Here is a 12948-nt window from a genome sequence, read left to right as displayed (position 1 = left end):
GAGTTTTTTTTATTAATGATGTTTAGCTTCTACAGGCTCATCCGGAATTACTTTAGTAATTAGTATAATTATAATAGCTGCTGGGATAGCCATATATAAACCATGGAAAAAGTTAAATTCTTCTACGCCATTAACTGATCCTACTACGTAATTTAACATCGTAACCAAGATAAGTGTCCAAATTACTGTCATAACATATTGCATATAATTTCACCTCAAAAAAATTAATTTATCTATAGCTATCATAACATAGGGTTGTCCTATACAAAAGAATTATTCTTAACATCCAACAACTATGTTGAAAAATGTTCATATATTCGCTATTATTAATACCAGGTACTAATAATAGATTACAAGAAAAGAGGAATTTCATGAATGCAGGAATTATAGGTTTAGGAACTTATGCACCTGAGAAGATTTTAACCAATGAAGACCTTGAAAAAAGAATAGATACATCGGATGAATGGATAAAAACAATGACTGGTATAGAGGAGCGTCGAATAGCTGCTCCTGGAGAAGAAAGTTCACATATGGCTGTAAAGGCAGCTAAGGAAGCAATAGAGGATGCAGGAATTTCTCCGGAACAAATAGGACTAATTTTGGTAGCAACAGTAACCCCGGATCGCCCTTTTCCTAGTGTCTCCACGATGCTTCAGGAGCAATTAGGGGCTACTAATGCAGCTGCAATGGATATATCCGCAGCATGCGCAGGGTTTATGTATGGTGTCGTTACTGCAAAGCAATTTGTAGAATCTAAAACGTATTCTCATGTGTTAGTAATTGGTGTGGAAAAGCTGTCTAAAATTACAGACTGGGAAGATCGAAATACTGCTGTCCTCTTTGGGGATGGAGCAGGGGCTGTAGTTATTGGAGAAGTCTCAGAAGGCAGAGGCATATTGTCCTTTGAGCTCGGAGCCAATGGTAGTGGAGGAAAGTATTTATTGCAGGACGGACCTTACATTACGATGAATGGTAGAGAGGTATTTAAATTTGCGGTTCGCCAAATGGGTGAATCTGCTATTAATGTTATCGAAAAAGCAGGATTGCAAAAAACAGATATTGATTTGTTAATCCCTCATCAAGCAAATATTCGTATTATGGAGGCATCTAGAGAACGATTAGAGTTGCCTGCTGAAAAAATGGCAAAAACCATTCATAAATACGGCAATACATCATCTTCATCTATTCCACTAGCATTAAAAGAAGAAGTAAAAAATGGAAAAGTGAAAGATGATGATATTATTGTAATGGTAGGTTTTGGTGGAGGTTTGACTTGGGGAGCAATAGCGCTAAAATGGGGAAAATAATTTAATTTGTCGAAGGGACGGACATACATGACGAAACGTAGGGTTGTAGTAACAGGATTAGGTGCCGTAACACCACTAGGTAATGATGTAGAAACTACTTGGGCTGGTATTAAGGAAGGTAAATCAGGTGTTGGAATGTTAACAAGACTTGACGCATCTTTGTTTCCAGCGAAAGTGGCCGCAGAGGTAAAAGATTTTGACATAGAGAAGTATATTGAAAAGAAAGATGCACGAAAAATGGACCGTTTTACTCATTATGCTTTAGCTTCTGCAATTATGGCAGTAGAGGACGCCAATTTAACAATCACAGAAGAGCTAGGTCTACGAACGGGCGTTTGGATTGGTTCAGGTATTGGTGGAATGGAGACATACGAGAATCAGTTCCGAGTATTTTTAGAAAAAGGAACGAGACGCGTAAGTCCATTCTTCGTGCCAATGATGATTCCTGATATGGCTGCAGGTCAGGTGTCAATTCATTTTGGGGCAAAGGCGATTAATTCATGTACGGTAACGGCTTGTGCATCCGGCACTAACTCTATAGGGGATGCTTTTAAAGTAATCGAACGAGGAGATGCAGATGTGATGATTACCGGCGGAGCAGAGTCTCCGATTACGCATATGTCTGTAGCTGGTTTTTGCTCCAATACGGCACTTTCTTTAAATACAGATCCTAATACCGCATCGAAACCTTTTGATGCTAATCGAGACGGATTTGTTATTGGTGAAGGAGCTGGAATTCTTATATTAGAAGAATATGAGCACGCTGTTGCTCGTGGTGCTAAAATCTATGCAGAAATAATAGGTTATGGTTCTACAGGAGATGCCCACCATATTACTGCACCAGCTCCAGAAGGAGAAGGGGCAGCTAGAGCGATGAAGCAAGCATTAGACGATGCAGGAGTGTCTCCGGAGAAAATCGATTATATTAATGCGCACGGTACTAGTACGCCTTATAATGATCAGTTTGAAACAATGGCTGTAAAATCCGTATTTGGTGAGCATGCGTACAATCTGGCTATGAGTTCCACTAAATCTATGACTGGTCACTTGCTCGGTGCGGCAGGAGGGGTAGAGGCAATATTCAGTGTATTAGCTCTCCATGAAGGCATCTTACCGCCTACCACAAATCTGGAAACGCCTGATCCGTTATGCGATTTAGACTATGTTCCAAATGAGGCAAGAAAAGAAGAAATTGACTATGCTATGAGTAATTCATTAGGTTTTGGTGGTCATAATGCAAGTATATTATTTAAAAAAATCAAATAAACAACAAAAAATCCACGTTCTTGTGAACGTGGATTTTTTTGTATATTATAGTTCTTTTAGAACAAATATATATTAAAAAGTATTAAGAAATAAGTGTATATTTAATTTATTTTCATAACAATTTTCCATTATTTAGACTAATTAAAACCTTGATATTCCAATGTTTATAATAATTTTGTATGGTTCAGAATATATTAAATAAACAAAATATATAAAAAATTTGTATTGCGCTTGTAATCATCCTGTAATAGACTTTACAAAAGGAATCAAATAACAGAAAAGTTTTAATCTTTAATTATTTGGAAAAAATCAGACCGAACATAAAGTTGCGTGAGAGGAGAATTAGTTTGAACAACTCAGAACAGCTATTAACCATAAACAATTTACATACCGGATTCAGAATAAAAGATACATATTATGATGCCGTGGATGGGGTATCCATTTCGCTAAAGAGAAATGAAATTCTGGCAATCGTAGGAGAATCAGGTTGTGGGAAATCTACTTTAGCAACGTCCATTATTGGGTTACATGACCACAACAAAACAAGAGTGGAAGGCGAAATTATATACAATGGTATCAATCTTGCTAAATTGAATGATGAAAACTTTAATGCTGTTCGAGGAGAAGAAATAGGGATGATTTTCCAAGATCCCTTATCTGCATTAAACCCGTTGATGAAGATTCAAGACCAAATTGAAGAAAGCCTTGCCTTTCATACAAAGCTGAGTAAGTCTGAAAGAAAAAAAAGAGTATTAGAGTTATTAAAACAAGTAGGTATCCCAAATCCAGAGCGAACTGCAAAACAATTCCCACATCAATTGTCTGGAGGGATGAGACAGCGGGTTATCATTGCGATTGCAATCTCTTGTAAGCCTAAAGTAATCATTGCAGATGAACCAACTACTGCATTGGACGTAACCATTCAAGCTCAAATATTGGACTTACTTATTGACTTACAAAAAGAAACAGGTTCGGGAATTATATTAATAACACATGACTTAGGCGTAGTAGCTGAAGTAGCAGACCGGGTTGCAGTAATGTACGCAGGACAAATTATTGAAGAGGCTCCTGTAGAGGAACTATTTTCTAATCCGTTACACCCTTATACTCGTTCATTATTTAACTCTATACCACAGATGAATAGTGAGAATGATAGGCTTGAAGTTATTCAAGGAATTGTACCTTCTTTAGCCAAATTACCTCGAGAAGGATGTAGATTTTCTGCCAGAATCCCTTGGATCAGTGAAGAGACACATGAAAAAAATCCAGTATTGCATGAAGTTTCTCCAGGACACCTTGTCAGATGCACATGTTGGCAGCATTTTCATTTTGAGGGTGAGAAAGGGGAAGTAACCAATGAGTTTTATGCAAATTAAGGACTTACATGTTCATTATCCTATCAGGGGTGGATTTTTTAATACAGTGGTTGATCGTGTGCATGCAGTAGATGGAATCTCGTTAGAAATTGAAAAAGGGAAAACGTATGGATTGGTAGGAGAATCTGGCTGTGGAAAGTCTACTACTGGTAAATCTATTATTGGACTTGAAAAAATAACATCTGGACAAATCATATACGAAGGACAGGATGTTACAAATAGCCGTCGTAGTCCATCTTCTTCCTATAATCGAGATATTCAAATGATATTTCAAGACGCTCACTCAAGTTTAAATCCTAGAAAACGAGTTCAAGATATCATAGCAGAACCTATTAGAAATTTTTTGAAACTGTCTCCTACCGAAGAAAAAAGAAAAATTAATGAACTGTTAGAAATAGTGGGAATGAGCGAGGATGTCAAGGTAAAGTATCCTCATGAGTTTTCAGGCGGTCAGAAACAAAGGATTGGCATTGCTCGTGCTATTGCAACAAATCCTAAATTGATCATAGCAGATGAACCAGTATCAGCACTAGATTTATCGGTTCAAGCACAAGTGTTGAATTTTATGAAAGATATACAAAGAGAATTTGGATTAAGTTACTTATTTATATCCCACGATTTGGGTGTAGTTAAACATATGTGTGATGAAATTTCTATTATGTACAAAGGTAAATTTGTAGAAACTGGAAGTAGGGAAGATATTTATACAAATCCTCAACATATCTATACAAGGAGATTGCTATCGGCTATACCTGACGTAAATCCAAAAGGTAGAGAAGCAAGAAAAAGAGAAAGAATTGAAGTAGAAAAAAATTATGTAACTGATCATCAGAAATACTTTGATAAGGATGGGAAAGTATTAGATTTAGTACCAATCTCAACTACTCATCAAGTAGCAATGGCCACTAGAAGCAAGGAGGTCATCTAATATGTGGAAAACAATATTGAGAAGAGTTTTAGCCATGATTCCACAGCTTTTTGTCTTAAGCCTACTAATATTTATATTAGCTAAGCAAATGCCTGGAGACCCATTCACAGGCCTAATAACACCAGAATCCGATCCTAATCGATTAGAAGAAATGAGAGTGTTAGCAGGATTTTATGATCCTTGGTATGTACAATACTACAATTGGATAACGAATGCAATTCAAGGGGATTTTGGTAAGAGTTATACGTATAGCATGCCTGTTGCGGATTTAATAGGATTTCGGGCGATGAACACACTGTGGCTATCCTTGCTCAGCGTTGTTCTTCTATACTTAATAGCTATTCCGTTAGGAGTATTGGCGGGGCGCTTTCAAGATACATTCCTAGATAAAACAATCGTACTATACTCTTTTGTGACCTATGCGATCCCAACATTCGTACTTGGCTTGCTAGCATTATTCTTTTTCGGTTATCATCTTGGATGGTTTCCGACAGCCGGTACGGTGGACATAAAGTACGAGGAAGGTACCCTTGGGTATGTATGGAACCGAATTTATCATATGCTATTGCCTGCAATGACCTATGCAATCCTTGGAACGACCGCAGTAATTCAGTACCTAAGATCTGAAATTATAGATGCAAAGTCGATGGATTATGTCCGTACAGCAAGAAGTAAGGGAATTCCTATTAAAAAAGTATACAGTAGACACATTTTCCGAAACTCATTATTGCCAATTGCAGCTTTTCTAGGGTTTACAATTACTGGGTTACTAGGTGGCTCCATATTTATAGAAACCATTTTTGGATATCAAGGCATGGGGCAATTGTTTATACAATCTATATCCTCCAGGGATTATAGCGTTATTACCGCTTTAGTATTGCTTTTTGGCTTCTTAACTTTATTAGGTAGTCTATTGTCTGATATCATCATGAGCATTGTAGATCCACGTATTAGAATAGATTGACCCAAAATATAAGGTTAAGGAGAGAGTATGATGAGTGAACAAATACTTAATACAGAAATTCTAGAAAAAAACACACAAAGCTCTCCGCCTACAGGTTTTCAAGTGCTAGTAAGAGAGTTTAAAAAAGATAAGTTAGCAATGTTCTCGCTATTTTGTTTAGTCATTGGAATAATAGCTATCTATATCTCAGCAGCAATGATCAATCAAGAAGAATTAATGAATGTAAGTTTAAGAGACAAATTTTCAGAACCTGGCGAAAAGTTTATTCTGGGAGCTGATCAGGGTGGACGTTCCATTTTAGGACAGTTAATCATCGGAGCTAGAAACTCCATTACTATAGCATTATCGGTGACAATTATAACAGGTATTGTAGGTGTGGCCATTGGTATGATTACAGGCTACTTTGGTGGTTTAATAGACAATATATTTATGAGAATTATTGACTTTTTCATCACTATTCCAACTTTAATGATCATCATTGTGTTTGTAACAATTATTCCGAAATACTCTATATTTGAGTTCGTTCTTATTATGAGTACTTTTTTATGGGTGTCAACGGCCCGACTGGTTAGAAGTAAGTCATTAACTGAGAGTAGAAGAGATTATATAAATGCCTCTAAAACATTAGGAACTGGCAATGGCAGAATTATCTTTACAGGTGTTATGCCTAATCTTAGCTCTATTCTAATCGTTGAACTGACGTTAAGTTTTGCAGGAAATGTAGGTTTAGAAACAGGATTATCTTATTTAGGCTTTGGCTTACCGCAAAGTGTACCTAGCTTGGGAACTCTTGTGAGTTATGCGAATAATCCGTTAATTTTAGAGGACAAATGGTGGGTATGGCTACCAGCTTCCTTGCTAATTTTGTTATTAATGCTTTCCATCAATTATGTAGGGCAAGCGCTACGTCGCTCGGCAGACGCAAGACAAAGGCAAGGATAATGAATATGGTATTAAACGATTTCTGTTTGATATATAAAGATATATAAAAAGGAGGAAAAAGGATGAATAAGAAGCTTTGGACATTATTAGCTGTACTAATAGCATTTATGCTTGTGTTAGGCGCATGTAACAACGACGAAGAATCTTCAGGCTCAAATACTGAAGGAACAACAGAACCGGCAAAGACTGAGGAAGATAAGGATAAAGAAGAAGATAAAGAGGAAGAACCTGCTGCAGAAGAAGGTACTTCAGAATTTTCTCAAAAGGTTGAGCATGAGGGAGATGCAATTGATGGCGGAATTTTAAAGGTTGCATTAGGAACAGATACTCCTTTTGAAGGGATCTTCTCTCTAGTATTATATCAAAATGGTGTAGATGCAGATATTTTAGATTACGCTAGTAATTCCATTTTCTCTGTAGATGGTGACTTTTTAATTGATGACAGAGGTATTGCTACACTTGAAGCAGACCCTAATACAAACAAAGCAACAATTAAAATCCGTGAAGGTGTAAAATGGTCAGATGGCGAGCCTTTGAAAATTGAAGATGTTATGCTTCCATATTTAATCATTGGACACCCAGACTATCAAGGTATTCGTTATGACGGAGATTTTAAAAATATCATTGGTGCAGAAGAGTATAATGCAGGAACTGCTGATACAATTTCTGGATTAAAAAAGGTTGACGAAACTACATTAGAAATTTCCTTTAAAAAATTATCTCCAGCAATTTATTCAGGTGGAGATGGTCTATGGGGTTCTGCTGAACCAAGTCATATTTTAAAAGATATTCCAGTAGGACAATTGTTAGAATCTGACCCAGTTCGTAAAAACCCATTATCTTTAGGTGCATTTAAATTTGAAAAAATTATTCCTGGTGAATCTGTTCAATTCGTAAAAAATGAGCATTACTTTAAAGGTGAGCCTAAGTTGGATGGAGTACTTTTAAAAGTAGTACCTTCTAGCTCTATCTCAAAAGCTTTAGAAACTGGTGAATACCACATGACAGCTGGATCATTACCAGCAACGAAATATGCGGAAGTAAAAGAATTTAAAAATGCTTCAATACTTGTACAACCAGAGCTATCTTATTCTTACCTTGGATTTAAATTAGGAAAGTTTGATACTAAAGCTAAATTAAGTACGATGGATCCAAATGCCAAGATGGCTAACTTAAACTTACGTATGGCAATGGGTTATGCTTTAGACGTAGAGTCTGTAAATGAGGCATACTACGATAATTTACGTACTCGTGCTACTGGTTTAATACCACCAGCATTTGCTTCTTTCTATGATGACACTTTAGAAGGCATTAAGTATGATCCAGCAAAAGCAGAGCAATTATTAGATGAAGCTGGTTATAAAGATATCGATGGAGACGGATTCCGTGAAACTCCAGAAGGCGAAAAATTAGAGATTAATTATGCAGGTATGTCAGGAGACGTTACAGCTGAAGAAATGGCTGCATATTGGATTCAAAACTGGAGAGACGTTGGTCTAAAAGTGGTTTTAACAACTGGCCGTTTAATCGAAATGAACTCTTTCTATGATAAAGTAGAAGCAGATGATCCTGAAATTGATATTTACATGGGAGCTTGGGGAACAGGTACAAACCCATCACCACTAGGCTTATATGGAAAAGACTCAGCATTTAACTATAGCCGCTTTACTTCACCTGAATTAGATGAATTATTAGCAGCTATCGATTCACCGGATGCATTTGACTCTGCAAAACGTGCGCAAGCATTCCGTGATTTCCAAGTATACATGTCAGAGCAAGTTCCAGTAATTCCTACTCAATTCCGTAGCGCAATTTATGTAGTAAACAAAGCAGTGAAAAACTATGATGTAACTTATGGAACTGACTTTGGATTACATGAACTTCAACTAGTATCAGAAGAGCCATTAAAATAATCTTCAAAAAAACCGTTCCTAGACGAAAGTTTAGGGACGGTTTTTCATATGTTTTATGAAGGACGTGATACTAATGAGACTACTAATTTTTCTAATAAGCTACGGAATAGCAATTATCAGCTGCTCCCATTTAGTACTATATTTAAATTTCTTATCTTTAGGATATTCATGGAAATCTGTGTTGATGTATATGCTAAACTCAAAAGACTTTATTGTATTTTGTCTATCTATTTTAGGATTAACGATTAGTGTCTTCTACCGAGACCCATTGCGGCTTCCATCTTAACTAGTGTTTCATTTGCTAATTGGTTAGCTTTTTCTGCACCGCGATCTAGAATGGAATCTAGTTCTGATGAGTTTAATAATTCCTCGTATCTCTGTTGAATAGGTGCTAGATGATTAATAATAGCTTCTGCAACAGATGCTTTAAAATCTCCATAACCTTTTCCTTCATATTTAGCTACTAATTCTGGAATAGGTGTACCCGTCAAAGCAGATTCTATTGTTAATAGATTAGAGACACCTGGTTTGTTTTCAGTATCAAATGCTACGATTCCTTCTGAATCAGTAACAGAGCTTTTGATTTTCTTTTCTATTTGCTTTGGCGTATCTAAAATACGAATAGTTGCTTTTTGATTAGGGTCTGACTTACTCATTTTTTTCGTTGGATCCTGCAGGGATTTGATACGTGCGCCGTGCTTAGGAAGCTGGATTTCAGGCATAGTTAATACATTACCGTATCTTTTATTGAAACGTTCTGCCAAGTCACGAGTTAGCTCTATATGTTGTTTTTGATCATCGCCAACAGGTACGATGTTTGTTTGGTAGAGAAGTATATCAGCGGCCATAAGTGGTGGGTAAGTCAATAATCCAGCAGTCACAGCATCTTTCCCATCTGATTTATCTTTGAACTGCGTCATTCTTTCCAGTTCTCCAATGTGAGAAATACATTGCATCATCCATCCTGCTTTTGCATGGGCTGGAACCTCTGATTGGACAAACAAAATCGACTTCTCTGGATCTATTCCTACCGCTAGATATAAGGCTGCCAACGAACGAATATGATTTTGAAGTTCTTGGGGGTCTTGAGCTACAGTAATAGCATGCTGATCTACGATGCAAAAAATACAATCGTTATCATTTTGTAGGTCTATAAACTGTCTAAATGCGCCGATATAATTTCCCAAAGTAATTGTACCGGTAGGCTGGACGCCCGAAAAAAGTGTTTTCATAAAATTTTCCTCCTTAGAATATAAAAAAACATCATGCATCCCTAAAAAAGGGACGAATGATGTAATATCCGTGGTACCACCCAGCTTGCTAAAATAAATAGCCACTCTTCTTCATAACGCGAAGGAAACGGTATAAGCTACTTGACCTTTCACTTATACTGCTCAGAAGCCCATTCCATTTATCGTATGATCTGCTTGCAGCATCCGCAGACTCTCTAAACATACTCTATAAATGTACTTTCTTCATCAAAGCTCTTTATTTAGTTTTGATTATTATATATAGAAGAAACTCAAAAATCAAGGGACAAATTTATCCATAATAAAAAAGTAACGCTATACATGTACAAGCTAAAATCGATAACCCTAAAGCAAATAGTGGTTTAGGGGAGAAAGAAAAAACTTCGGAAGGAAGTCGCATATTCTCTATTTCTTCTCTCAAATGCTTCCGCGTGAAAAATTTTCTAGAGCTTGATACATATAAGTCAAAAAATCCTCCTGATACAACATATGTAACTAACCCTACAAATGTAACAAGCCCTCCTATATAGAAGGAAACATTAATATATGCTTCCAAATCGATACGTATAGACGTTAATAGCATCACTAAAACTATTATAATTTGAGCACTAAAAAAATAGATAAGCTTCTTTTTCATAATTCACCTCTAATAATTTAAATTATAGAAGATTTGCTTGAAATAATCAAAACTAATAAAAAAATATGGCTATGTTAAAGTTCGGGGGTGATTTATGATGCAAAGAAATATTTAAATCAGAAAGTAGAATTGATTTTCGCGCCAGCCGGACGCTTTCCACGGGGTGAGCGATAAGCCATCACCCATCGCTTACGCGCGTGGTTGTGAGGTCTTATCTGTCTCCCTCATCCCGTAGGAGTCGCCGTCTGGCGCTGCAATCAATAAATGGGAACAGCTTTAATGCATCGATAAGTGCTTATAAATTTACTCGCATAAACACAGCTAAAAACTGCACCAACCCAATTTCATAATCTAGTTTATGTTCTTAATAGCCATTTGAAAGTTCCTTTTTTAATTATTACAGTCACTATAAAAAAGAATTGTTAATCAAAATCAACCAATAACTTTAACAAAGCTAAAAATATAAAAGATAATTAACAAAATAGTTAAGAATCTTCCTAATTCGTTAGGACAATGTAATGATTTTGTTACATGATTGTAAAAATATTTAAAAAAAGGTATGTACAACTCTCTTATAAAATGTATAATAATAAATGTAATGAATTTTTCTGAATATTAGGGAGGTTATTTTTGTGAAGAATAGTAAATTAGTATGGCTTCTTAGCCTACTGTTAGTTGTAGGTCTATTCCTAGCTGCATGTGGCGGCGACGATGAGGCTAAAGAAACACCAGCTAACGAACCAGCAACTGAAACAGATGGAGAAAAAGAAGACGATGGTGCTGAAGAAGCAACATTAGACGAAGAGCAAGTATTAAACTTAATCATGGGTTCTGAAATTCCAACTCTTGATTCTGCTTTAGTAACTGACTCAGTAGGTTTCGATCTACTAAACAACGTAAATGAAGGTCTTTACCGTTTGAATCAAGAAAATGTAGCTGTACCAGCAATTTCTGATGGAGAGCCAACAGTTTCTGAAGATGGATTAGTTTATACGTTCAAATTACGTGACGCTAATTGGTCTGATGGTACACCAGTTACTGCAAATGACTTTGAATTCGCTTGGAAACGTGCTATGAACCCAGATACTGCTTCTGAATACGGTCCATATATGATGGAAGGCGTAATCGCAAATGCATCTAAAATTGTAGCTGGAGAAGTTGAGTATACTGAATTAGGTGTTAAAGCTCTAGATGAGAAAACATTAGAAGTTACTCTTGAAAAACCAGTTCCTTACTTCTTATCATTAATGTCATTTGGTACATTCTTACCACAAAAAGAAGAATTCGTTACAACTCAAGGTGAAAATTACTCTAAAAACTCTGAAGCACTTTTATACAACGGACCATTCGCTTTACAAGATTGGGATGGAACAGGCTTAAGCTGGAAACTAGTTAAAAATGATCAATATTGGGATAAAGATACTGTGAAACTTACTGAAATTAACTATGATGTAGTTAAAGAAGTAGCTACAGCGGTTAACCTTTACACTAATGGTGAAAAAGACCGTACTGGTCTATCTGGTGAGTATGCAATGCAATATGCTAATGATCCAGAACTAGTAACAGAAATGGAAACATCAGTATTCTATTTCAAATACAATCAAGAACGTAATGGAGAACCTACTCCACTTGCTAACGTAAATATTCGTGAAGCAGTTTCAAAAGCTATCAACAAAGAAGATTTAGTTAAAGTAGTTTTAGCTAATGGTTCTGTACCTGCTCATTACCTAGTACCACAAGGATTCACTTTTGACGAAGATGCTAATGATTTCCGCGAAGTTAATGGAGATATGTCTACATTTAACGTAGAAGAAGCAAAAGCAGCTTGGGACAAAGGCTTAAAAGAACTAGGAGTTACTGAGCTTACTCTAGAAATTCTTGGCGGAGACTCTGATCTTTCTAAGAAGATGGATGAGTATTTCAAAAATCAATTAGAAACAAACTTACCAGGTTTAACTGTTACTCTTAAAGAAGTACCATTTGCAGTGCGCTTAGATCTTGATACAAACCAAGACTATGACATTCAAGTTGCTGGATGGGGACCAGATTACCAAGATCCTTACACATTCATGAGCTTATGGTTAACTGATGGTGGTAACAACCAAATGTCTTATTCTAACCCGAAATATGATGAGTTAGTAACTTCTGCTAACAATGAATTAGCATTAGATACAGAAGCTCGTTGGCAAGCACTTGCTGATGCTGAAAAACTTCTAATTGCTGAAGACTATGCTATTGGACCAATTTACCAACGTGGTCTTATGCAACTTCAAAAACCATATGTTAAAGGTATCGTTGCTCACCCATTCGGTGGAGACTATAGCTACAAATGGGCATATATCGAAGGTAAAAACTAAGATAGTTT

11 protein-coding genes and 1 other annotated feature are annotated in these 12948 nt (G+C 36.4%); of the genes, 8 read left to right on the top strand and 3 right to left on the bottom strand.

Going from position 1 to position 12948, the window contains the following annotated elements; translation table 11 throughout:
- Positions 1-12: 12 nt before the first annotated feature.
- On the bottom strand, positions 13-204 hold the full coding sequence (locus MKX96_RS14635; RefSeq protein WP_169361213.1) for a DUF2929 family protein: 192 nt from the start codon (positions 202-204) through the stop codon (positions 13-15).
- A gap of 167 nt (positions 205-371) precedes the next feature.
- Between MKX96_RS14635 and MKX96_RS14630 the strand changes: the two genes are divergently transcribed.
- The 7 genes from MKX96_RS14630 to MKX96_RS14600 all read left to right on the top strand — a co-directional run bounded on the left by MKX96_RS14630 (position 372) and on the right by MKX96_RS14600 (position 8696).
- Positions 372-1307, top strand: coding sequence for a beta-ketoacyl-ACP synthase III (locus MKX96_RS14630; RefSeq protein WP_340884605.1), 936 nt, complete (start codon positions 372-374; stop codon positions 1305-1307).
- Between the two features lie 27 nt (positions 1308-1334).
- Positions 1335-2573: a beta-ketoacyl-ACP synthase II gene (gene fabF / locus MKX96_RS14625; protein WP_298468610.1), complete on the top strand. Its 1239-nt coding sequence runs from the start codon at positions 1335-1337 to the stop codon at positions 2571-2573.
- A 347-nt stretch (positions 2574-2920) separates the two neighbouring features.
- The gene (locus MKX96_RS14620) at positions 2921-3949 is read left to right on the top strand and encodes an ABC transporter ATP-binding protein (protein ID WP_169361210.1); all 1029 of its coding nucleotides are present in this window, start codon (positions 2921-2923) and stop codon (positions 3947-3949) included.
- Complete coding sequence (locus tag MKX96_RS14615; protein WP_169361209.1) at positions 3930-4877, top strand: ABC transporter ATP-binding protein; 948 nt, start codon at positions 3930-3932, stop codon at positions 4875-4877. The genes MKX96_RS14620 and MKX96_RS14615 overlap by 20 nt, the downstream gene beginning before the upstream one ends.
- A gap of 1 nt (position 4878) precedes the next feature.
- Positions 4879-5841 (top strand): oligopeptide ABC transporter permease, encoded by a 963-nt coding sequence (opp4B, locus tag MKX96_RS14610; protein WP_169361208.1) that lies wholly within the window; start codon positions 4879-4881, stop codon positions 5839-5841.
- 30 nt (positions 5842-5871) lie between these two features.
- The gene (locus MKX96_RS14605; RefSeq protein WP_251556044.1) at positions 5872-6783 is read left to right on the top strand and encodes an ABC transporter permease; all 912 of its coding nucleotides are present in this window, start codon (positions 5872-5874) and stop codon (positions 6781-6783) included.
- Positions 6784-6845: 62 nt separating this feature from the next.
- Positions 6846-8696: an oligopeptide ABC transporter substrate-binding protein gene (locus MKX96_RS14600; protein WP_340884596.1), complete on the top strand. Its 1851-nt coding sequence runs from the start codon at positions 6846-6848 to the stop codon at positions 8694-8696.
- Between the two features lie 245 nt (positions 8697-8941).
- Here the strand turns inward: MKX96_RS14600 and trpS are convergent, their stop codons facing one another.
- Positions 8942-9928 carry a tryptophan--tRNA ligase gene (trpS, locus tag MKX96_RS14595; RefSeq protein WP_340884594.1) on the bottom strand — a complete coding sequence of 329 codons (987 nt, stop codon included), beginning with the start codon at positions 9926-9928 and terminating at the stop codon, positions 8942-8944.
- A gap of 45 nt (positions 9929-9973) precedes the next feature.
- Positions 9974-10187 (bottom strand) — a binding site (T-box leader).
- 51 nt (positions 10188-10238) lie between these two features.
- Positions 10239-10583, bottom strand: coding sequence for a DUF3899 domain-containing protein (locus tag MKX96_RS14590; protein ID WP_340884592.1), 345 nt, complete (start codon positions 10581-10583; stop codon positions 10239-10241).
- A gap of 632 nt (positions 10584-11215) precedes the next feature.
- Between MKX96_RS14590 and MKX96_RS14585 the strand changes: the two genes are divergently transcribed.
- Entirely contained in the window at positions 11216-12940 is a 1725-nt protein-coding gene (locus MKX96_RS14585) for a peptide ABC transporter substrate-binding protein (RefSeq protein WP_340884589.1), read from the top strand.
- Positions 12941-12948 lie beyond the last annotated feature (8 nt).

The organism is Psychrobacillus sp. FSL W7-1493 (genome assembly GCF_038004905.1).
Classification (GTDB): Bacteria; Bacillota; Bacilli; order Bacillales_A; family Planococcaceae; genus Psychrobacillus.
Note: the sequence above shows the minus strand (reverse complement) of the source record. Positions and strands in the feature narration are given on the sequence as shown.